This is a genomic window from Bacillus sp. FSL K6-3154 (assembly GCF_040869395.1).
Classification (GTDB): Bacteria; Bacillota; Bacilli; order Bacillales; family Bacillaceae; genus Bacillus; species Bacillus safensis.
In genome coordinates this window covers 534,327-557,700 of the sequence record NZ_CP152033.1, presented here as the reverse complement: position 1 = coordinate 557,700, position 23,374 = coordinate 534,327, and the positions used below count along the sequence as shown (strand labels likewise).

Below are 23,374 nucleotides of genomic sequence, written 5' to 3'. Positions count from 1 at the left end.
AGAAAGAAAGGAGCGGCGTATGTTTACTCAAGCAAATTTATTTTTGGTACTTTTACTCGTTATTGCACTTATTGCAAAAAACAATTCGTTAATTGTAGCGGTATCTGTGTTGATCGCGATTAAGCTGATTGGCCTGGATCAAAAAATTTTCCCGGTTCTCCAATCTAAAGGCATTAATTGGGGAGTCACCGTTATTACCATTGCTGTGCTGGTCCCGATTGCAACAGGTGACATTGGATTTAAGCAGCTTGGAGAAGCGATGAAATCTTCCTATGCTTGGATAGCTCTTGGAGCGGGTATATTAGTAGCATTAATTGCAAAAAACGGGATTGTGCTACTCGAAAATGATCCGCATATTACGGCAGCGCTTGTGTTTGGTACCATTTTGGCAGTCAGCTTATTTAAAGGTGTGGCTGTTGGGCCGCTTATCGGGGCAGGAATCGCTTATTTGGCGATGCAGGCTGTGAAATTTTTCAGCGGGTGAAAAGAGAGTGGTTCCTGCCACTTTCTTTTTTAAATTTTTTCTTGCGTGAGCTTTTGCAAAAAAACATAATTAAATATATTAAAAGAAGTAAAATCCCTTTATTCCATGCCTGATATGGGAGACTGGAAAAAAAAATATCAAAAAAAATTATAGTTAAACATTTAACAAATGTCTGATTATTGTTTATAATGGGAATAGGCTTAATTTTGAACTCATTGATCACACAAGAGATATGAGGCTAAAAGCGCTCTAACCGTATAGGTAAATGTAAGCATTTTCTTTTCTGAGCCTGTTATCTTATTCGGATTGGATAGCGCTTTCAAAAAGTGAGAATTCTGCAACGAAGGGGAATCTTTTTAAAAAGGGGAGATTGAACATGACAGCAACAAGAGGTCTTGAAGGTATCGTGGCAACAACTTCATCCGTAAGCTCAATTATTGATGATACTCTTACTTATGTAGGGTACAATATCGATGATTTAACTGAAAAAGCTACATTCGAAGAAATTGTCTACCTGTTATGGCACTTAAAGCTGCCGAATGAGCAGGAGCTGAGTGAATTAAAACAGCAGCTCAATGAAAATGCTCAGATTCCGCAAGAAATCATTGAGCATTTTAAATCTTATTCGCTCGATGGGGTTCATCCAATGTCTGCGATTCGTACAGCAGTATCTTTACTAGGTTTACTCGATGACGAATCAGAGATTATGGACAAAGAAGCGAATTACAGAAAGGCGATTCGCTTACAGGCGAAAATTTCTGGACTAGTCGCTGCGTTTTCACGCATTCGCAAAGGACTTGAGCCTGTACAACCAAAAGAAGAATACAGCTATGCTGCAAACTTCTTGTATATGCTAAATGGCGAAGAGCCGTCACCAGTAGAAATTGAAGCCATTGATAAGGCGCTTATTCTACATGCGGATCATGAATTAAACGCATCGACATTTACAGCGCGTGTATGTGTTGCTACACTATCAGATATCTACTCTGGTGTAACAGCGGCTATCGGTGCGCTGAAAGGGCCGCTTCATGGCGGCGCTAATGAAGGCGTGATGAAGATGCTTTCAGAAATTGGCGAAGTTGAAAACGTAGATTCCTATATTCATGGTAAGCTAGAGAAGAAAGAAAAAATTATGGGCTTTGGCCACCGCGTATACCGTCAAGGTGACCCGCGTGCAAAGCATCTAAAAGAAATGAGCCAGCGTTTAACAAACCTCACTGGCGAGCCGAAATGGTATGAAATGTCTGTTCGCGCAGAGGAAATCGTGACATCAGAGAAAAATCTTCCACCAAATGTTGATTTTTATTCTGCATCTGTATATCACAGTCTTGGGATTGATCATGACTTGTTTACACCAATTTTCGTGATCAGCCGATTCTCTGGATGGATTGCTCACATTCTAGAGCAATATGATAACAACCGTCTCATCCGTCCAAGAGCTGATTACATTGGACCTGATCTTCAAACCTTTGTTCCGATCAGTGAAAGAGACTAATGTTTATAGAATAAGCGGGGGCTGATTTCAAAAGGCCAATCAGCCTCTATATCAACAAAAAAAACGAATCACGTGAAAAACTTTTTTGCTTGCAGACATCAAGCCAAGAAGTTTCAAATATTCACTACATAACCTGGGAGGTAATATCATTGTCACAAGGCGAAAAAATTACAGTTACTGGCGGCGTATTGAATGTACCAAATAATCCAATTATCCCGTTTATCGAAGGGGACGGAATCGGTCCTGACATTTGGAAAGCAGCATCAAGAGTACTTGAAGCAGCTGTAGAAAAAGCTTATAAAGGTGAAAAGCAAATCACTTGGAAAGAAGTATATGCAGGTGAGAAAGCTTACAATAAAACTGGAGAGTGGCTTCCTGAGCAAACGCTTGAAGACATTCGTGAATACTTAATTGCGATTAAAGGACCACTAACAACACCAATTGGCGGAGGAATCCGTTCATTAAACGTGGCACTTAGACAAGAGCTTGATTTATTCACATGCTTACGTCCTGTTCGCTGGTTCAAAGGCGTACCTTCTCCTGTGAAACGTCCAGAAGACACAGATATGGTGATCTTCCGTGAGAACACAGAAGATATCTATGCAGGTATCGAGTATGCAAAAGGTTCAGACGAAGTGAAGAAGTTAATTGACTTCTTGAAAAACGAATTAGGTGTGAACAAAATCCGTTTCCCAGAAACGTCAGGTATCGGAATCAAGCCAGTTTCTGAAGAGGGTACATCCCGTCTTGTCAGAGCGGCTATCCAATATGCAATTGACCAAGGCCGTAAATCTGTGACGCTTGTTCACAAAGGAAACATCATGAAATTTACAGAAGGTGCCTTCAAAAACTGGGGCTACGAAGTGGCTGAAAAAGAGTTTGGCGACAAGGTCTTTACATGGGCACAATATGATCGTATTGTAGAACAAGATGGAAAAGATGCGGCAAACAAAGCGCAAAGTGAAGCAGAAGCTGCTGGCAAAATCATTGTCAAAGACAGCATTGCAGATATTTTCCTTCAACAAATCCTAACTCGTCCAGCTGAGTTCGATGTTGTGGCTACAATGAACTTAAATGGAGATTACATCTCTGATGCACTTGCAGCACAAGTTGGTGGAATTGGTATCGCACCAGGTGCGAACATCAACTACGAAACAGGACACGCTATTTTTGAAGCGACTCACGGCACAGCACCAAAATATGCTGGTCTTGATAAAGTGAATCCATCTTCTGTTCTTCTATCAGGCGTGCTTTTACTTGAGCACCTTGGCTGGCAGGAAGCAGCTGATCTAGTGATTCAATCTGTTGAAAAAACAATTGCATCTAAAGTCGTCACGTACGATTTTGCTAGATTAATGGATGGCGCAACAGAAGTAAAATGTTCTGAGTTTGCTGACGAGCTCATCAAAAACTTGTCTTGATTCTTAAACTTTAAAGTTAAAGGGGAAAAAGGAAATGGCAAACAAGCGTAAAAAAGTATCTGTCATCGGAGCAGGTTTTACTGGAGCAACTACAGCATTTCTAACAGCTCAAAAAGAATTAGCGGATGTCGTATTAGTTGATATCCCGCAGCTTGAGAACCCAACAAAAGGGAAAGCACTTGATATGCTGGAAGCAAGCCCTGTTCAAGGCTTCGATGCGAACATTACAGGCACTTCTAACTACGAAGATACAGCCGGTTCTGATGTCGTGGTCATTACGGCAGGAATTGCAAGAAAGCCGGGAATGAGCCGTGACGATCTCGTGTCCACAAATGAAAAAATCATGCGCAGCGTGACACGCGAAATCGTTAAATATTCTCCAGAAGCCATTATTGTTGTGTTAACAAACCCTGTTGATGCAATGACATATGCAGTTTATAAAGAATCAGGATTACCAAAAGAAAAAGTCATTGGACAATCGGGCATTCTTGATACAGCACGTTTCCGTACGTTTGTTGCTCAAGAATTAAACCTATCTGTCAAAGATGTGACGGGCTTTGTCCTTGGTGGACATGGCGATGACATGGTTCCGCTTGTTCGTTACTCTTATGCAGGCGGTATCCCGCTTGAAACATTGATTCCAAAAGATCGTATTGATGCGATTGTTGAAAGAACAAGAAAAGGCGGCGGCGAAATCGTAAACCTATTAGGTAACGGTAGTGCCTATTATGCACCTGCTGCTTCACTAGTAGAAATGGTTGAGGCGATTCTAAAAGATCAGCGCCGCGTCATCCCAACGATTGCATACCTTGAAGGTGAATATGGCTACGAAGGCATTTACCTTGGAGTACCAACAATCGTAGGTGGAAACGGCCTTGAGCAGATCATTGAGCTTGAGTTGACAGAAGAAGAAAGAAGTCAGCTTGACCGTTCTGTTGAATCTGTTAAGAACGTCATGAAAGTATTGTCTTAATATGAAAAAAAGAAGGCTTCTCTTATGAGGGGCCTTCTTTTTGTTTACAAAACCAATCTTGTCGAAATTTTAAATTGTCCTCTTGTTAAGCTTTCGTTAAAATGAAAGAGAAAGCATGACTTCTCGCTTTTCACATAAGATACAAAAAAACGGATGCAGGGGAAATCACTAATTGGAGGCACAACATGAATAAAAAAATATTAGTTGTGGATGATGAAGAATCGATTGTAACACTTCTAAGCTATAACCTTGAAAGGGCGGGCTATGATGTCGTCACAGCAAGAGATGGGGAAGAAGCGCTTGAAAAAGCAGCAAGTGAACAGCCTGATCTCATTGTATTAGATTTAATGCTTCCGAAGATGGACGGCATTGAAGTGTGCAAACAACTGAGAATTCAAAAAATGATGTTCCCTATTTTAATGCTGACAGCAAAGGACGATGAATTTGATAAGGTGCTCGGTCTCGAACTTGGAGCCGATGATTACATGACAAAGCCATTCAGTCCTAGAGAAGTGGGTGCTCGGGTAAAAGCCATCTTAAGAAGAGCGCAGCAATCTCAGCCTGTTCCCACGCAAGAGGAGAAGGAAGAGGTCATTGCAGACCAAATCAAAATTGGTGAACTGCGGATTTTACCAGAACACTACGAAGTCTACTTCCAAGAAGAACGCCTAGAGCTTACGCCGAAGGAATTTGAACTGCTGCTTTATTTGGCCAAGCATAAAGGACGTGTCCTCACACGTGATCTGCTGCTTAGTGCCGTTTGGAATTATGACTTTGCAGGTGACACTCGTATTGTGGATGTGCATATCAGCCACTTGCGGGACAAAATTGAAAAGAACACGAAAAAACCAACATACATTAAAACCATTCGCGGCTTAGGCTACAAATTGGAGGAGCCAAAGCCAAATGAGTAAAATTAGAACCCGCCTGTTTTCGGGACTTATTTTTCTCCTTTTTATTGTGTTTGTTGCACTTGGCCTTTTTTTAGATCACATGTTCCATGTTTTTTATGAAACAAAATTAACGGAACGAATGGAAAATGAATCGAGCTTTCTTCTTTCTTCCATGGATGGTGATGATCTGCAGGCGAAGCAAAACAAGGAGATCCTCAATCAGGCAAAGCAGCATCTCGATATGAATGCGTCAATTGTGGATCTGAAGGGGAATATCATACATACAACAGGTCAAGCGGAGCAAAGGGGCATCATTCAAAACACACTGAACAATGAGCGACTTCAAACAAAAGGCGTCGTCATTGAGGATGAGAAGGATGCGCTGTTTCATTACGCAGTCCCTATCCTGAAACAAAACGAACCGGCAGGCTATTTATTTCTCCATGCGTCATTCCAGCCTTTAAATGAAATTGACGGCCAGCTTTGGCTCGCATTAGCCGTTTGTCTTGGCTCGGCAATTATTATCATCGTTTTCTTTGGATACCGCATGTCGATGAAATATGTAAAACCGATTGATTATGCCACAAAGGTAGCCAAACAGCTGGAACGCGGGAACTATGATACCAATCATTATGAAGAGCTGATCATTGAAACAAGTGAGCTTAATACCTCAATGAAGCGCCTGGCAGAAAGCCTTCAAGAAATGACAAGCACGGGGGAAATGCAGCGGGACCGTCTGCAAACAGTCATTGAAAACATCGGAGCAGGGATTATTTTGATTGATAAGATGGGGTATATCAACCTAGTCAATCGAACCTTCCGCAAGCAGTTTAAGGTGCAAAAGCACATTTACATGCACAAGCTGTATCATGAATCGTTTACACATGAAGAAATTATTGAGCTGATTGACGAAATTTTCATGACAGAAACGAAGGTACGGAAGTTTTTACGCCTAGCCGTTGACATTGAGCGGCGCTACTTCCAGGTGGATGGTGTTCCCATTTTAAGTACAGACGATGAATGGAAAGGAATCGTCCTTGTGTTTCATGACGTGACAGAAACAAAGCAGCTGGAGCAGATGCGAAAAGATTTTGTCGCCAACGTGTCTCACGAATTAAAAACACCGATTACGTCGATTAAAGGATTCTCCGAAACCCTTCTTGATGGAGCGATTGATGACAAAGAAGCGCTGACACAATTCCTTTCCATCATTCTAAAAGAGAGTGTTCGTCTCGAAACTCTCATTCAAGATTTACTCGATCTTTCCAAAATCGAGCAGCAGCATTTCAAATTGAATATTCAAGACGCCAATGCGACAGAAATCATTCAAGAGATTGAAGTCCTTTTAAAACAAAAGGCGGCAGAAAAAGGCATTCAATTACAAGTGCGTATCCCAAAAGAGCCTGTCTATGTGATGGCAGATCCGCTGAGATTAAAGCAAATCTTCCTCAATCTCGTGAACAATGCTCTAACCTATACACCAGAGGGAGGGAGTGTCACCATCTCAGCAAGACCGCGGAAAGGCGCTTATGAATTTGATGTAGCAGATACAGGAATCGGCATGAAGAAAAGCGAGATTCCAAGAATATTTGAGAGATTTTATCGAATTGATAAAGATAGAAGTAGAAATTCAGGCGGTACAGGTCTTGGGCTTGCGATTGTCAAACACCTTGTGGAGGCGCATGAAGGGACGATTTCGGTCCATAGCAAACAAGGTAAAGGAACGACTTTTACAGTGAGCCTGAAATCAAAATAGAGAAAAAAGGAAAGTCACGTTAAAATTTACATGATCTTTACAATGGATTCATGTTTAGTTAAACAATCATTGGTAGGATGAATAGGAACCCCTTCATCCAAGGAGCCAATTTTGTAAGGACGAAAACACTTGTTGTTTTCGTCCCTTTTTTTATGCAGGTTCGACTATTTTCTTTTCAAAATAAACTTTGATAAAATGATGATACAATGTGTGAAAGAGACGGCTGAAATGGCTCAGCCGATGGAGGATTAAAACATGACAGACAAAAAGAAATTAGTACTAGTGGATGGAAACAGTCTCGCATATCGAGCCTTTTTTGCTTTGCCGCTATTATCAAATGATAAAGGCGTCCATACAAATGCCATTTATGGCTTTGCGATGATCTTAATGAAGATGCTCGAGGACGAGAAGCCAACCCATATGCTTGTCGCATTTGATGCGGGAAAAACAACGTTCCGCCACGAGACATTTAAAGAATATAAAGGCGGAAGACAAAAAACGCCGCCAGAGCTATCAGAACAAATGCCGTTTATCCGTGAACTATTAGATGCCTATCAGGTGAAAAGGTACGAGCTTCCTCAATACGAGGCAGACGATATTATCGGGACATTGGCTGTGGAGGCAGAAAAAGACGGCTTTGAAGTCAAAATTTTCTCAGGAGATAAGGACTTAACGCAGCTCTCAACAGACCATACGACGGTAGCAATTACGAAAAAAGGCATTACAGAAGTAGAATATTACACACCGGCTCATATTGAAGAGAAATATGGCCTGCGCCCAGATCAAATCATCGATATGAAAGGTTTGATGGGAGATTCATCAGATAATATCCCAGGGGTGCCAGGTGTAGGTGAAAAAACAGCGATTAAATTGTTAAAGCAGTTTGAAACGGTTGAAAACCTGCTTGAACATATTGACGAAGTCAGCGGGAAAAAACTCAAAGAAAAGCTTGAAGAATATAAAGAGCAGGCAGTGATGAGTAAAAAACTCGCAACGATTCTTGTAGAAGCGCCAATTGATGTATCAAGCAAGGATCTCGCATATGAAGGTCCTCATATGGATCAAGTGATCTCTCTTTATAAAGAACTAGGCTTTCAAACGCTGCTAGAACGTCTAGGAGAAGCACCAGAAACAGGTGAACAGGTCGAAGTAGAAGCATTAGAAGTGAAAAAAATGACCGAAGTAACGGATGAGATGCTGACAGATCATGCCGCCCTTGTGGTAGAACAACTTGGAGATAATTATCATGAAGCAGATTTGATTGGTTTTGCGATCCATAATGAAAATGGTGCGTTTTTTATCACGAAAGAAGATGCGCTTCAATCAGATGCATTTAAACAATGGGTACAGGATGAAACGAAGAAGAAATGGGTCTTTGATTCAAAGAGAGCAGTTGTCGCTCTCAGATGGCATGATGTCGATCTAAAAGGTGTCGATAACGATGTTCTGCTCGCTTCCTATGTCGTCAACCCTCAGAAATCGTATGAGGACGTCGCAAGTGTGGCGAAGGAATATGGTCTTAACATCGCTCTTTCTGATGAAAAAGTGTACGGAAAAGGAGCAAAGCAGGCGATTCCACCTGAAGATGAACTGAAGGAACATCTTGGGCGAAAAGCAGCGGCGATCTCTGCTCTGCATGATTTAACACTTGAAGCGCTAGAAAAAAATGATCAGCATGAACTATATGAAGACTTAGAGCTGCCGCTTGCCCTCATCTTAGGTGAAATGGAATCCCTTGGCGTAAAGGTAGATATTGAGCGCCTAGAGAAGATGGGTGAAGAGTTAACGAAAAAGCTGAAAGAATATGAAGAAACCATTCACCGCTTAGCAGGTGAAACGTTTAACATCAATTCTCCTAAACAGCTTGGCGTGATTCTTTTTGAAAAATTAGGCCTGCCGATTATTAAAAAGACAAAGACGGGCTACTCGACATCTGCGGATGTTCTTGAAAAGCTTGAAGATAAGCACGAGATTATTCGGTCCATTCTGCATTACCGCCAAATTGGAAAGCTCCAATCGACATATGTGGAAGGCTTAATGAAAGTAACGCGCAAGGATACCCATAAAGTGCATACACGATTTAATCAAGCGCTCACGCAAACAGGAAGACTAAGCTCAACAGATCCCAACCTGCAAAATATCCCGATTCGTTTAGAGGAAGGACGAAAGATTCGTCAAGCATTCGTCCCTTCAAAAGAAGGCTGGCTCATGTTTGCTGCTGACTATTCTCAAATTGAGCTGCGTGTACTCGCTCATATTTCTCAGGACGAGAATTTGATCGAAGCGTTTACGCAAGATATGGATATTCACACAAAGACAGCGATGGACGTGTTCCATGTCTCAGAAGAAGAAGTGACTTCCTCTATGAGAAGACAAGCCAAGGCAGTCAACTTCGGAATTGTATATGGAATCAGTGACTATGGATTATCTCAAAATCTTGGGATCACAAGAAAAGAAGCAGCTGCCTTTATCGAACGCTATTTAACAAGCTTTAAAGGCGTGAAAACCTATATGGAAGAGATCGTGCAGGAAGCGAAACAAAAAGGATATGTCACGACGCTTCTCAAACGCAGAAGGTATATCCCGGATATCACAAGCCGTAATTTTAATATCAAAAGCTTTGCCGAACGAACAGCCATGAACACACCGATTCAAGGAAGTGCAGCTGATATTATTAAAAAAGCCATGATTGATATGGCGCGAAAGTTAAAAGAAGAAAACTTGCAGGCAAATCTTTTATTACAGGTGCACGATGAATTGATCTTTGAAGCACCGAAAGAAGAAATTTCCATACTTGAAAAAATTGTCCCTGAAGTCATGGAAAATGCACTTCAGCTAGATGTGCCGCTAAAAGTTGATTTTGCTTCAGGTCCATCTTGGTACGACGCAAAATAATTAGAGAGAGAAAAAGGAGCGAGGAGCATGCCGGAATTACCAGAAGTTGAAACCGTCCGGCGCACACTCAAGCGGTTAGTCGAAGGAAAAACGATTGAAACGGTCGATATCAAATGGCCGAATATCATCAAACGTCCTGGGGAGCCGGAAGAGTTCGCAAGAAGGATGGTAGGAGAAACAATACAAACCATTGAAAGAAGAGGGAAGTTCCTGCTCTTTCATTTAGACCATTACGTGATGGTCTCCCATTTAAGGATGGAAGGGAAATACCGTGTACATGAAGCGCATGAGCCATACGATAAACATGTCCACGTCGTCTTTACGTTTACAGACGGTACTGAGCTTCGGTATCATGATGTGCGTAAATTTGGCACGATGCATTTATTTCAGCCGGGTGAAGAAGAAAAGGAACTCCCGCTCTCACAGCTGGGATATGAGCCTTTTGATGATCAATTCACTCCGGAATATTTATGGGAGCAATTGAAAAAAACATCCCGTGTGGTCAAAACAGCGCTGCTTGATCAAAAGATTGTCGTGGGACTAGGTAATATTTATGTAGATGAGGTTTTGTTTAAAGCAGGCATTCATCCAGAAACAAAAGCGAATCAGCTCAGCCTTGAATCGTGTAAAGTGCTCCACAGGCATATTATCGATACACTTCAAGTAGCGGTAGATGCAGGAGGCAGCACGATTCGATCATATATCAATTCACAAGGTGATATTGGAACATTTCAGATGCAGCTTCTTGTGTATGACCGGCGGGGAGAGCCTTGTCAAACATGCGGAAGCATCATTGAGAAAACAGTAGTCGGAGGGCGCGGCACTCATTTTTGTGTGACCTGCCAAAAACGTCCTCAATAAAAATCAGCCATCAGCATGCTTCCTTTTTGCTGTGCATACGATAAAAAACATTCATTTTTCAGCAAGGTGTAGACTGACACACAGCCCACCTGCTCTTCATATAGTGAAGAAGAGTCTAAGGACGCCTAGAGACTCTTGATCATCGTTGCATGAACAGAAAGGAAGAGTTCAGGTATGATTTCGATTTCGCTCCTGTTTTTAGCTATTGCAGTCAGTATTGACAGCTTTTCTGTAGGCTTTACGTATGGCCTTCGTAAAATGAAGATTCCATTTAAAGCGATTGTCATTATTGCATGCTGTTCAGGGATTGTGCTGCTCATTTCCATGCTGATTGGCAGCCTGCTGACGACATTCCTCCCTGTCTCAGTGACAGATAAACTTGGTGGAGGCATTTTGATCGCCATTGGACTTTGGGTCCTTTATCAATTTTACAAACCAGCGAAAGAGCGCGATTTGCTTCTTCATGAAAAGACATTGCTCAATGTGGAAGTGCAGTCACTTGGTCTTGTCATTCAAATTTTGCGAAAGCCGACAAGTGCAGATATTGACCGTTCTGGGACGATCAATGGAATAGAAGCGGTGCTTCTTGGAATTGCTTTATCCATTGATGCATTTGGCGCAGGGATTGGCGCGGCGATTCTAGGCTTTTCTCCAATTGTCATGAGTATCACTGTGGCCGTGATGAGCTCACTCTTTGTGTGTATCGGGCTCCGTGCCGGTCATTACTTGGCCAATTGGCGCTGGATCGATAAACTTGCATGCTTACCAGGGCTTCTGCTCATTTTAATTGGGGTGTGGAAGCTGTAAAGGAGGAAATCAATTGACGCTTGTCATTGGATTAACAGGCGGGATTGCTAGTGGAAAAAGCACCGTCTCGCAAATGATAAAAGAGCAGGGCATCAGGGTCGTGGACGCAGATGTCATTGCAAAAGAAGCGGTTGCCAAAGGTACACCAGCTCTTCAACAAATCGTTCAAACCTTTGGTGAGGATGTTCTCCTGCCAAATGGGGAGCTGAACCGGCAGCAGCTTGGAGCCATCATTTTTTCTGATGAAGAGAAAAGAAAGCAGCTGAATGCGATTGTTCATCCTGAAGTGAGAAAAGAAATGCTCAAACAGCGAGAGGAAGGGGTTAGTCAGAAGGAAACCTTCGTTGTCCTCGATATCCCGCTTTTATTTGAAAGTCAGCTGGAAAGCCTTGTCGACCGCATCATTGTGGTGTATACAACGCCTGAATTGCAGCTGTCGCGGCTCATGAATCGAAATGACCTTAGCGAGGAAGAAGCGCTGAATCGTATTCACTCTCAGCAGCCTCTTGAGGAGAAATGTAAAAAAGCAGACCGCGTGATAGAGAACACACAAGATCTCGCGTTTATTAGAAAGCAATTGCAGAACATATTAAATGAATGGGAACATACAGATAAGTAAGAGTACATACACGTACTCTTCTTTTTTTATGCTTTATTCTGATTTCCTTTGAAAAGAACAGCCCTTTTTAGAAAATATACGTTTATATACTGGCAATTACATTCTAATGTGATATACTAATTTCATAAATAAATTTATTGAGTATAACACATAATAGAGGAGTGACCTGTTCATGAAGGTAAAAGCAGCGATCAATGGGTTTGGCAGAATTGGACGCATGGTCTTCAGAAAAGCAATGCTTGATGATCAAATTCAAATTGTAGCGGTGAACGCAAGCTATCCTGCCGAAACGCTAGCACATTTAATTAAATATGATACAAATCATGGACGTTACGAATGTGATGTGACAGCAGAAGATGACGCCTTGATTGTGAATGGCAAAAGAGTTCTTTTGCTTAATAATAGAGACCCAAAGCAGCTTCCATGGGGAGAGCTTGGGATTGATATCGTTATTGAAGCAACAGGTAAATTTAATTCAAAAGATCAAGCGATGGGCCATATAGATGCCGGAGCGAAAAAAGTCGTTCTAACAGCTCCAGGTAAAAATGAAGACATTACGATTGTGATGGGTGTCAATGAGGATGATCTTGATCCTGAAAAGCACGTCATTATTTCAAACGCATCTTGTACAACAAACTGTTTAGCACCAGTTGTGAAACTGTTAGATGATGAATTTGGCATCGACAATGGTTTAATGACAACGGTTCATGCTTATACAAATGATCAAAAAAATATCGATAACCCGCATAAGGATCTGCGCCGGGCGAGAGCATGTGCTCAGTCCATTATTCCAACTACGACGGGTGCCGCTAAAGCGCTTTCTTTAGTGCTTCCGCACATGAAAGGGAAATTACATGGACTTGCACTCCGCGTACCAGTTTCCAATGTGTCGATGGTTGATCTTGTCGTTGACTTGAAAAAAGATGTGACAGCAGAAGAAGTCAATGCAGCCTTCTCGAATGCATCTAAAACATCTCTTGCCGGTATTTTAGATTACACAGATGAGCCGCTTGTCTCTACGGACTTTAACACAAACCCTTATTCAGCAGTCGTTGATGGACTGACAACGATGGTAATGGAAGGGAGAAAAGTGAAAGTTCTTGCATGGTATGACAATGAATGGGGTTATTCATGCCGAGTGGTTGACCTTGTAAAGTTTGTCGGCGCACAGATGAAAGAGCTGTCTGCTGTTTGAAATGAAGAAGACGATCGTCCCTTTTCAAGAAATGAGAGAAAATCCCACTAAAAACACAGCTTGCAAAATGGGTCTAAACAAAGTATACTATTTTTCGTGAACTTCTTGTTCGCAGACTCATTCGGGTATACTTAAAGGGTTAGGACCTCTTAGGACTAACTTTCCCCCGTGGTATATGTCCGGTCCGGCTGCTTAGAACTTCACTCTTTCATTCTTGTTTAAAGGGGGGTCCATGATGGAAACAATCGGACGTCACGTTATCTCCGAGCTATGGGGATGCGACTGTGATAAACTGAACGACATGGATTTTATTGAAAAAACGTTTGTAAATGCAGCTTTGAAATCAGGAGCTGAGGTAAGAGAGGTTGCTTTTCACAAATTTGCACCTCAAGGAGTAAGTGGAGTTGTCATTATTTCTGAATCTCATCTGACAATTCACAGCTTTCCTGAACATGGTTATGCGAGCATAGATGTTTATACTTGCGGTGACCTAGATCCGAATATTGCAGCAGATCATATCGGAGATGAATTAGGTGCTGAAACAAGAGAAAACATCGAAATTCCTCGAGGCATGGGACCTGTACAAGTAAAACAGGCACAAGCCAAAGCACTGTAAACATAAAAAAGATTGCAATGGGAGCTGGCCAAAAGCATTGAATGCCTTTGTGTTATGCTCCTTTTTATATTTTTTTGATAAAATATCCAACATTCCCCAGCTTGTCTATACTTTTGTTCTAGGAAAACAAAGGTTTTTTTTATAAAATAAAGAAAGAGGCATTATGGCAAAGGGGATACGTGTATGACTTTAAGACAAAAGTTTAAGCGATTCATGTCAAACCATACAGAAACATCTGACGAGCATCCAGTGTCAGAACTGAAAAGCCATTACTACAAATCGACGAATGCACAAGTTTTTCAAGCGGTGGAAACCATTCTTTCCCGAAGCGATTCTTATCAAGTGACATCTGTTTCAGCAGAACGAGGTGAAATCAGCGCAAACATACGATTGCCGAAAAAAGCCTTTCTCGTGGCGACTGTCATTTCAATTCGTCCTTTTGAAACAGCTGTCGATTTTAATGTGACAACAGAAACGGCCCTGCCAACAGATTTCGGCTATAGTCAAAAGACCGTTCTGTCCCTTTATGATGAACTAGACAAACAACTTCCAAGAATAGATCGGAGCTGATGAAATGAAATGTCCCACATGTCAGAACCTTGGCACAAGGGTGCTTGATTCAAGACCAGTAGATGAAGGGAAATCCATCCGTCGTAGAAGAGAGTGCGAAAGCTGCCAATATCGCTTTACGACGTTTGAAAAATTAGAAGAATTACCGCTGATTGTGGTGAAAAAAGAAGGGATTCGAGAAGAATTCAGCCGGGAAAAAATGCTGAGAGGACTCATCAAAGCGTGTGAAAAGCGTCCTGTCGCTTTAAAGCAGCTGGAGGATGTCTGCTTTAATATCGAAAAAGAACTGCGCAATCAAGGCATGTCAGAGGTGAAAAGCGAGCTTGTAGGTGAAATGGTCATGGACGAGCTGGCGAAAATTGATGAAGTGTCTTACGTCAGGTTTGCCTCGGTTTACCGGCAGTTTAAAGACATCAATGTCTTTATTGATGAATTAAAAGATCTATTAAAGAAAGAACGCTAAAAAGAGCTGGAGATTCTTCATGCTCTTTTTCCTGCGTAAAGCGTAAAACGTAAAAAGAGTGTACAATGGAAACAATCGCAATTCATGGGGAGGATCAGCATATGACAGAGCATTGGAAGGAAGTGCTAGCCGTCGATCCGTATGTCGTCAAAAGCGCTTCATTGCTCGGTGACATCGATAGACAGCTCATCACTCTTTTATATCAGCCGCTTATTGGCATGTCCGCTTTCAGCTTATACATGACGCTGTGGGGTGAGCTGGAACAAAATCGTATGTGGGGGAAACCTGCACCTCATCGGCAGCTCATGGTCATGCTGCAGACGAATTTAAATGATATTTTTGAGGAACGTTTAAAGCTTGAAGCGATCGGCTTACTCCGCACATATGAACAGGAAACGGAAGAAGGCAGACTGTTTACATATGAGCTTGTACCGCCGCTAAGACCGGATGAGTTTTTCCAAGATGGTATGCTGAATGTTTTGCTGTACCATCGTGTAGAGAAAGCAAAATATATGCAGCTGCGTGATTATTTCTCCTATCCGGGTGTTCCTGCAGAAGCAAAGAACATTTCACGGTCGTTTGAAGAAGTCTTTCACGTATTGCAGCCAGGCGAGCGCAAGATGACAGAAGAAATTCATCAGGCGTCATCGCTTGAGCAAGGCTATGAATATGTGACCGTTGGATCGAGTCAGCCGGCACCGCTCTCAGACGAATCCTTTGATTTCGATCTATTATTAGCCGGTATGTCTGACATGATGATTCCAAGGAAGGCTTTGACAAAGCAGGTAAAAGAAACAATTAAGAAGTTAGCTGTTGTATACGGCATCACCCCGCTTCAAATGCAAAATATTGTAGCAGGTGCATGCGGTTCGGATCAAATGATCTCAACAGAAGAGCTGAGAAAAGCAGCAAGAGACTGGTACCAAATTGAATACAGAGGCGAACAGCCAAAGCTGATTGATCAAAAACAGCCAAGACACTTGCGACAAGATGCTTCAAAGACGCCGGCAGCGGATACTCCAGATGCAAAATTGATTGAAAAACTGGATCATATTTCGCCTAGGGAGCTGTTAAAAGACATGGCAGATGGCATTGAGCCAACGTATGCCGACTTAAGAATTGTAGAAGATATCATGCTCGAGCAGCAGCTAGAGCCAGGTGTCATGAATGTTCTCATCTACTATACATTACTCAAAACAGATATGAAGCTGTCGAAAATATATATGCAAAAAATTGCCGCTCATTGGGTGAGAAAGAAAATCAAAACCGTAGCAGCGGCCATGAAAATTGCTAAAGAAGAAAACAGACAAATGACAGAGTGGGCGCAGCAGAAAAAGCAGCGCAGCACATATGGTTCAGGAAAAGTCGTCAGGGAAGAGAAACTGCCTGACTGGATGAAAGAAACCGAAACAAAAGAACAGCCGGCAAAAGAGAAAACAGACAATCTGTCTACAGAAGACCTCGAACGAGAAAAAGAAAAACTGTTAGATCAGTTTAAAAATATGAAAAAGTACAATGCACATTAAGGTGAGGTGAGATGGGATGAAACCGATCGGTCGTTCATTTGAACAGCTAAAAGGACGAGTAGATTTTCGTGTGAGATACAATCAGATTAAGGAAAGTGTGTTATCTGATGAAGATGTGAAGGTTTTTTTACAGAAGCATCAAGAAGAGATACATGAAGACATGATCAATCGCAGCTTGAACCGGCTCTTTGAATATGTGCAGCAGTCGAAGGGCTGCTCTTACTGCTTAGATGACGAAAACGTTAATGCGATTTTAGATGGGTATCACCCGAAGCTTGTGATCAAAGGTCAGAGTATTGATATTGAATATTCCCCTTGTCCAGTCAAGCTGCGGCTCGATAGACAGAAGAAACAGCAAGAGCTGATGAAAAGCATGTATATTCCGCAAAATGTCCTTCAAGCGACGTTCGCTGATCTGAACGTTGTGGGAAGACAAGAGGTCATTCAAAAAGTAGGTCAATTCCTCCAAAGCTATGATGAGACTGGAAAAGGAAAAGGCTTGTATTTACACGGAAAGTTTGGAGTAGGAAAAACGTATATACTAGCAGCTATTGCGCAGCAGCTAGCGGAGAAAGAATACCCATCTCTCCTTGTTTACGTGCCTGAATTTGTAAGAGAGTTAAAAAATTCATTAGCCGATCATACGCTAGAAGAAAAGCTGAATATGGTCAAGTCCACTCCTATTTTAATGCTTGATGATATTGGGGCAGAATCGATGACAAGCTGGGTGCGGGATGAACTGCTCGGTACGATCTTACAATACCGTATGGCAGAGCAGCTGCCGACATTTTTCTCTTCTAATTTCTCACCAAACGAGCTGAAGCATCACTTTACGTACTCACAGCGGGGAGAAAAAGAAGAGGTCAAAGCCGCTCGTTTAATGGAACGGATTCTCTATTTAGCAGAGCCAGTGTTGCTCGAAGGAGAAAACCGCCGTCATTTATAAAAACGTATGTCACCTGAAGGAGGAGCAAATGAAATGAACAAAAGAAAATGGCTGCTTTTTCTTGGGATTGGCATTTTTGCTGCTGCGCTGTGGTGGCTGAATAAACAGCATCTTCAGCTGGCGCCGAAAGATGTGAAGAATTGGGTGCTTCAATTTGGGATGCTGGCTCCCTTTGTTTTTCTTTTCTTATCTCTTTTTCGCCCGTTTGTTCTCGTCCCGATTACCGTCTTTTCGTTGGCGGCAGGTTTGGCATTCGGCAGTGTCCTTGGGACGATTTATGCCCTCATTGGAGCGACAGCCGGGGCAACAGGCTCTTTCATGATTGCTTCAACCTTTCGTGCAAAAAAGAAGGAAACAGAATCAAACAGCCGAAAGCTGAAAGCGGTGACGTCCCGCATTCAGGAGCATGGATTTCTTTATATTTTGTTATTGCGTATTGCACCGATTCACTTTGATTTTGTCAGCTATGCGGCAGCTGCTTCACGTGCAAATTATCGTGCATTTGTGGCAGCCACCTTTTTAGGCTTAATACCGGGGACAATTGCGTTAAATGTTCTCGGCTCAAGCTTTGTCAGCGGCAATTATGCCGCCTTAGTGGTTGTTTGTTTGATTTATTTAATCTTTATCTCTGTTCCACTCATTTTAAAAAGAAAGATGCCTGATTTATTTTAGGCGTCTATTTTTTATGTTCCCCCCATATATATGTAACAGATGTCGTTAGGGGGGACAAACATGCTTGAAATAATCTTTGAAGATGAATATGATACCGCCGCTTTTTTACATCTTGCTGAACACTTAGACAGTCGGCATCACATGTCAATTCAACAAGGGAAAGACCGGCTTCTCATAGAGGCGAAGGAATCCGAAGAAGCACTTGAGCACATTGTGCGGCCATTATTGGTTCACTTTTTTTTGGAATGCAAAGAAAATGAGCGCATGCGCAGCATCCTTGAAAACACCTATTTGTTTAAAGATCCTGAAGAGCAGCACCAAATTCTTTCCATCGCACACAGTATCATGAACGGGGATTTAGATGATATTCCCGGCATTCAGCAAGACCCGTCAAGAGAAGCCCTTTTAAAAAAGGAGCTTGAGGCGATTTCTTTACAGCAAGGCGTTTTTTCAATTGGTTCATTTATGACATTTAGGCTGTCAGAGTATGACCGAAGGCTGAAGAACTATGTTGAAGTGTCCATTGAAGAATACAAAATGGAGCAGGAGTATCAAAACTTCATTCAATCGCTTCGAGACTATGTGATGGCAAGAGAGCCTAGGCTCGAAAAAGTACATGTTGTGCATCAGGAACGCCTGGTGATTTGGGAATTTCGCTACGCTTCTGAGCGTGATCAAAAACAATACATAGACAGACAGTTTGTAAGAGAGCATCCAATGTATATTGATTCGCAGCTGATTGCACCGCTTGTCTCCATTGCACCGCAAAAAATTGACCTATTTACAAATGATACAGGTCACTCGATGGTGCAAACCATTCAAAATATTTTTCAAGAAAGGGTCGAGGTGTTCCCGTCTCATTCATTCCAAGAGCAGAATGTTCAATTTGTACATGCTCATTTCAACAAGAAAAGTGAAAAGCTTTCTTGATTTTCACGAAAAAACGTTTTATAATACGGTGTAACTTCATACAGAGACCGTATTGATAAGGACATGAACAAATGAACACCCGCTTAAAGAGAGGGAAGCCGCGGCTGAAAGCTTCCTAGCAGAGGACCATTTGCTTTACCACCTTTGAACATCAGCTGTGAACTTTTTAGTAATGGCTGACGGGAATTCCCGTTATCGAACCGCAAGCCGTATTTGCTTATGAAAAAGCAAGCTGCAAATACGGGAAAAAGGGTGGAACCACGATTCCGTTTATTCAACCTCGTCCCTTTCCAGGGGGCGGGGTTTTTATATTGCCAAAAAAAGGAGTGACCAGAGATGTCAGAACAAATTCAACTTACATTTCCAGATGGAGCAGTCAAGGAGTTTGACAAAACAGCTACAACAGAAGACATCGCGGCATCAATTAGCCCGGGCCTAAAGAAAAAAGCACTTGCCGGTAAATTGAACGGTAAAGAAATAGATCTGCGTACGCCGCTATTAGAAAGTGGAACAATCGAGATCATCACGGATAAAAGTGAAGAAGCACTCGACATTATGCGCCACAGCACAGCTCATTTGCTAGCGCAGGCGATCAAACGTCTGTATGGAAAAGAGCATCACGTTCAGTTTGGCGTAGGTCCTGTCATCGAAAATGGCTTCTACTACGATGTAGACATCGATGTTGCCATCACACCTGAAGACTTACCAAAGATTGAAAAAGAAATGAAGAAAATCATTAACAGCAATCTACCAATTGAGCGAATTGAAGTATCAAGAGAAGAAGCGAAAAAGCGCTTTGAAGCGATTGGTGATGAATTGAAGCTTGAGCTGTTAGAGGCGATTCCAGAAGGTGAAGCTGTGACGATTTATGAGCAGGGTGAATTCTTTGACCTCTGCCGCGGGATTCACTTGCCGTCTACAGGGAAAATCAAAGAATTTAAACTGTTAAGCCTTGCCGGTGCATACTGGAGAGGTGACAGTAACAACCAAATGCTTCAGCGTATTTACGGAACAGCTTTCTTCAGCAAAGAAGATTTAAATGAACACTTACGTCTGCTGGAAGAAGCGAAAGAACGCGATCACCGTAAACTTGGAAAAGAGCTGAAACTGTTTGCGAATTCCCAAAAGGTTGGTCAAGGACTTCCGCTTTGGCTGCCAAAAGGCGCTACAATCCGCCGCGTCATTGAGCGTTACATTGTCGATAAAGAAGTGCGTCTTGGCTATGAACATGTGTACACACCAGTTCTTGCAAGTGTTGAATTGTATAAAACATCAGGACATTGGGCGCATTATCAAGAAGACATGTTCCCGGTAATGGAAATGGACAACGAAGATCTTGTTCTTCGTCCGATGAACTGTCCGCACCATATGATGATTTACAAAAACGAGCCGCACAGCTATCGCGAATTGCCAATTCGTATTGCAGAGCTTGGTACAATGCACCGCTATGAAATGTCAGGTGCCTTATCCGGCCTTCAGCGTGTTCGCGGTATGACATTAAACGATGCACACATCTTTGTTCGTCCAGATCAAATCAAAGACGAGTTCATCCGTACAGTTCGTTTAATTGAAGAAGTGTATCAAGACTTTGGCTTGAATGACTACACATTCCGCTTGTCTTATCGTGATCCAGAAGATACTGAGAAGTATTTCGATGACGATGCGATGTGGAATAAAGCACAATCGATGCTGAAGGATGCAATGGACGAGCTTGGTCACGACTACTATGAAGCAGAAGGCGAAGCGGCATTTTATGGGCCGAAGCTTGATGTACAAGTGAAGACAGCTCTTGGAAAAGAAGAGACATTATCCACTGTACAGCTTGATTTCTTACTTCCAGAACGCTTTGATCTCACATATATCGGAGAAGATGGAAAGCACCATCGTCCAGTCGTGATTCATAGAGGTGTTGTTTCTACAATGGAACGCTTCGTTGCCTTCTTAATTGAAGAATACAAAGGAGCCCTTCCAACATGGCTGGCACCTGTACAATTCCAAGTCATCCCAGTTTCACCGTCTGTTCATTTAGACTATGCGAAAAAAGTACAAGAACGTTTGCAGCTTGAAGGTCTTCGTGTAGAGCTTGACAGCCGCGATGAAAAAATTGGGTACAAAATTAGAGAAGCGCAAATGCAAAAGATTCCGTACATGCTTGTCGTCGGAGATCAAGAAGCAGAAAATGGCGCTGTCAATGTAAGAAAATACGGGGAACAAGATTCAGAAACAATGGATCTTGAAGCCTTTGTGAAACATGCAGTAGCAGAAGCAAAGAAATAATAAGCACAGCCAGTGATTCTCTTTAGGTCACTGGCTTTTTTCTTTTTGGAAAACACCTTCACTAGTGATCCAATTCCTAAAAAGAGACGTTTAGATAGTACAAAAGTAAGGGTAAGTATGTACTATTGGTTCGAGACAAATTGGGGGAATGAAAGCGATGATGCAAACAACAAACAATTTATCGTCACATGTATTGGAGCAATCAGCTGTTCTTCGTGCATTAGAGCACTCGCTGGCAATGATTGAATTTAATGTGACAGGTGAAGTTCTATGGGTGAACGATATTTTTGCAAAAGCCATGGGATATTCTAAAGAAGAGATGATCGGTCTTCAACATAGACAGCTCTGTCCTCCGCATATTACAGAACACACGAGCTATCACATGTTTTGGAAGCGTTTGAGAGAAGGTCAAGTTTTTCAAGAAAAAGTGCAGCGGATCACGAAAAACGGCAGCAGCTTATGGCTTGAAGCGACATATTCACCTGTTCGAGATGAAGAAGGAACTGTAGTAGGTGTTGTGAAAGTGGCAACAGATATTACGAAGAGAGAACATACAATGAAGCAAGTCGTAGAAGACCTAAAGGAGATGTCTGCGAAATTAATGGAACGAGCAGAAGTTGGCATTCAGCATAGTCAAAGTGTCAATGCCTCCTTTGATCATATAGCAAACGAAACCGATCAAAATATGAGCTTGTTAAAAGGATTAACGGAGCAGGTAGAGTCCATCAGCTCCATTGCGGCAACCATCAACAGCATTTCTTCACAAACCCAGCTGCTCGCCTTAAATGCAGCAATAGAAGCGGCACATGCGGGTTCCTATGGAAATGGCTTTAGTGTAGTGGCAGCAGAGATTCGAAAGCTTGCGACAAATTCAAAAGAAGCGATCGTCAAGGTAGATCAATATGTGAAGGCGATCCATGCAGAAGTAGAGAAAGTCAGCAGCGGCACAAGCCGGGCAAAGACAACCGTGTTTACAAACCGGGATCTTGTAAAGCAGGCAAGTGAGGAATTCATCGTTGTAGGAGAAGCAGCACGCGGCTTAGACCGGCAAGCGCAAAGTCTAGCGGCAATCATATAGCTCTAAAAATACAAAAACACCCAATCTCGTCAGGAGAAGGGTGTTTTTTTGTTCTATTTTAATATATCAAACAATTCATGTAAGTCTTTGATTTCATAATCAGGCGTCACATCTGTTTCATTTTTCTTGCCATGGCGATTGATCCAAACGGTTTGGATACCAACGCGAGATGCGCCGAGAATATCTGTTTTCGGATTATCTCCAACCATGATCACTTCGTCTTTTGTTAAGTTTAACAGCTGAAGGCAGTGCTCAAAGATACCCGGGTCAGGTTTGCCTTTCCCGTAATCTCCTGAAATCACGATTTCGTTAAAATAAGGTGCAAGCTCAGGAACACCTGCCAGTTTCTCCTTTTGAAGGCTAGGATCTCCGTTTGTTAAAAGGAGCAATTCGTAGCTGCCTTTCAGGCGGTTTAAAACAGGGTATGTTTCTTCATAGACATATGGGCGTTTTCTGCGTTCTGCTGCAAAGAAATCAGCCAAATATTGTCCAAATGCCTCATCGTCAATTCCCGCTGTCTTTAAGCCGTTGGTCCAAGCGTTTTTACGATACTCTGGTGCAATGGCGTTCAGCTTTTGAAAGCCTTCGCTAATCGGTTCACTAAAATTGGACCACAGTCCTTCGAAAGGATTAATGCCGATCATGACAGTATAATCATATGTTTCATAGGAAGAGTACAGCTTTCTTGCTTCTTCACGTACAATCTGTTCAAACGATTCTGGATCAAGTCCATATTTCTTTTCCGCTTCCCGGCAAGTTTCTTGAAAAGTTGTATGAATGCTTTTTTCGTCCCAAAGCAAAGTATCATCTAAATCGAAAAATACGGCTTTCATGATCTTCTCCCTTGTTATGTATGTGTTACCTTCAACTGCAAGTGACAGGCTCAAGTTCATTTTA

At 42.2% G+C, this 23,374-nt stretch carries 21 protein-coding genes and 1 other annotated feature; of the genes, 20 read left to right on the top strand and 1 reads right to left on the bottom strand.

The features are described 5' to 3' along the window. The first annotated feature begins 19 nt into the window (after window positions 1-19). The 20 genes from MHH61_RS03040 (at window position 20) to MHH61_RS02945 (ending at window position 22,477) form a co-directional block, all read left to right on the top strand. A complete protein-coding gene (locus MHH61_RS03040) occupies window positions 20-484 on the top strand; it encodes a DUF441 domain-containing protein (RefSeq protein ID WP_024424791.1) in 465 nt (154 codons plus the stop codon). A 376-nt stretch (window positions 485-860) separates the two neighbouring features. Then, window positions 861-1,979 (top strand): citrate synthase, encoded by a 1,119-nt coding sequence (citZ, locus tag MHH61_RS03035; RefSeq protein ID WP_024424790.1) that lies wholly within the window; start codon window positions 861-863, stop codon window positions 1,977-1,979. 149 nt (window positions 1,980-2,128) lie between these two features. Next, window positions 2,129-3,400: an NADP-dependent isocitrate dehydrogenase gene (icd, locus tag MHH61_RS03030; protein WP_024424789.1), complete on the top strand. Its 1,272-nt coding sequence runs from the start codon at window positions 2,129-2,131 to the stop codon at window positions 3,398-3,400. A 34-nt stretch (window positions 3,401-3,434) separates the two neighbouring features. Next, on the top strand, window positions 3,435-4,373 hold the full coding sequence (gene mdh, locus MHH61_RS03025; RefSeq protein WP_008356047.1) for a malate dehydrogenase: 939 nt from the start codon (window positions 3,435-3,437) through the stop codon (window positions 4,371-4,373). A 185-nt stretch (window positions 4,374-4,558) separates the two neighbouring features. Further along, window positions 4,559-5,287: a response regulator transcription factor gene (locus MHH61_RS03020; RefSeq protein WP_048239065.1), complete on the top strand. Its 729-nt coding sequence runs from the start codon at window positions 4,559-4,561 to the stop codon at window positions 5,285-5,287. Then, a complete protein-coding gene (gene pnpS / locus MHH61_RS03015) occupies window positions 5,280-7,022 on the top strand; it encodes a two-component system histidine kinase PnpS (protein ID WP_125587155.1) in 1,743 nt (580 codons plus the stop codon). Before MHH61_RS03020 ends, pnpS begins: the two co-directional genes overlap by 8 nt. Before the next feature lie 255 nt (window positions 7,023-7,277). Then, window positions 7,278-9,917, top strand: a complete 2,640-nt coding sequence (gene polA, locus MHH61_RS03010) for a DNA polymerase I (protein WP_125587154.1) — start codon at window positions 7,278-7,280, stop codon at window positions 9,915-9,917. Window positions 9,918-9,944: 27 nt separating this feature from the next. Continuing rightward, complete coding sequence (mutM, locus tag MHH61_RS03005; protein ID WP_125587153.1) at window positions 9,945-10,778, top strand: DNA-formamidopyrimidine glycosylase; 834 nt, start codon at window positions 9,945-9,947, stop codon at window positions 10,776-10,778. A gap of 174 nt (window positions 10,779-10,952) precedes the next feature. Continuing rightward, entirely contained in the window at window positions 10,953-11,585 is a 633-nt protein-coding gene (gene ytaF / locus MHH61_RS03000; protein ID WP_024425705.1) for a sporulation membrane protein YtaF, read from the top strand. A gap of 13 nt (window positions 11,586-11,598) precedes the next feature. Next, a complete protein-coding gene (gene coaE, locus MHH61_RS02995; protein WP_024426138.1) occupies window positions 11,599-12,204 on the top strand; it encodes a dephospho-CoA kinase in 606 nt (201 codons plus the stop codon). Window positions 12,205-12,376: 172 nt separating this feature from the next. Further along, window positions 12,377-13,399, top strand: a complete 1,023-nt coding sequence (locus tag MHH61_RS02990; RefSeq protein ID WP_024425707.1) for a glyceraldehyde-3-phosphate dehydrogenase — start codon at window positions 12,377-12,379, stop codon at window positions 13,397-13,399. Between the two features lie 235 nt (window positions 13,400-13,634). After that, entirely contained in the window at window positions 13,635-14,015 is a 381-nt protein-coding gene (speD, locus tag MHH61_RS02985; protein ID WP_003216492.1) for an adenosylmethionine decarboxylase, read from the top strand. Between the two features lie 183 nt (window positions 14,016-14,198). Beyond that, window positions 14,199-14,585: a hypothetical protein gene (locus MHH61_RS02980; RefSeq protein WP_024425708.1), complete on the top strand. Its 387-nt coding sequence runs from the start codon at window positions 14,199-14,201 to the stop codon at window positions 14,583-14,585. Between the two features lie 4 nt (window positions 14,586-14,589). Beyond that, entirely contained in the window at window positions 14,590-15,048 is a 459-nt protein-coding gene (nrdR, locus tag MHH61_RS02975; protein ID WP_125587152.1) for a transcriptional regulator NrdR, read from the top strand. Between the two features lie 101 nt (window positions 15,049-15,149). After that, entirely contained in the window at window positions 15,150-16,574 is a 1,425-nt protein-coding gene (locus MHH61_RS02970) for a replication initiation and membrane attachment family protein (protein ID WP_125587192.1), read from the top strand. A 16-nt stretch (window positions 16,575-16,590) separates the two neighbouring features. Further along, window positions 16,591-17,520: a primosomal protein DnaI gene (gene dnaI, locus MHH61_RS02965; RefSeq protein ID WP_125587151.1), complete on the top strand. Its 930-nt coding sequence runs from the start codon at window positions 16,591-16,593 to the stop codon at window positions 17,518-17,520. Window positions 17,521-17,553: 33 nt separating this feature from the next. After that, a complete protein-coding gene (locus tag MHH61_RS02960; RefSeq protein ID WP_125587150.1) occupies window positions 17,554-18,192 on the top strand; it encodes a TVP38/TMEM64 family protein in 639 nt (212 codons plus the stop codon). A gap of 60 nt (window positions 18,193-18,252) precedes the next feature. After that, window positions 18,253-19,122 carry a putative sporulation protein YtxC gene (ytxC, locus tag MHH61_RS02955; RefSeq protein WP_125587149.1) on the top strand — a complete coding sequence of 290 codons (870 nt, stop codon included), beginning with the start codon at window positions 18,253-18,255 and terminating at the stop codon, window positions 19,120-19,122. Between the two features lie 43 nt (window positions 19,123-19,165). Next, window positions 19,166-19,413, top strand: a binding site (T-box leader). A gap of 45 nt (window positions 19,414-19,458) precedes the next feature. Next, window positions 19,459-21,399 carry a threonine--tRNA ligase gene (gene thrS, locus MHH61_RS02950; RefSeq protein ID WP_024426134.1) on the top strand — a complete coding sequence of 647 codons (1,941 nt, stop codon included), beginning with the start codon at window positions 19,459-19,461 and terminating at the stop codon, window positions 21,397-21,399. A 157-nt stretch (window positions 21,400-21,556) separates the two neighbouring features. After that, window positions 21,557-22,477 carry a methyl-accepting chemotaxis protein gene (locus tag MHH61_RS02945; protein ID WP_125587148.1) on the top strand — a complete coding sequence of 307 codons (921 nt, stop codon included), beginning with the start codon at window positions 21,557-21,559 and terminating at the stop codon, window positions 22,475-22,477. Between the two features lie 53 nt (window positions 22,478-22,530). Here the strand turns inward: MHH61_RS02945 and MHH61_RS02940 are convergent, their stop codons facing one another. Further along, a complete protein-coding gene (locus MHH61_RS02940) occupies window positions 22,531-23,310 on the bottom strand; it encodes an HAD family hydrolase (RefSeq protein ID WP_024426132.1) in 780 nt (259 codons plus the stop codon). Window positions 23,311-23,374: the final 64 nt, after the last annotated feature.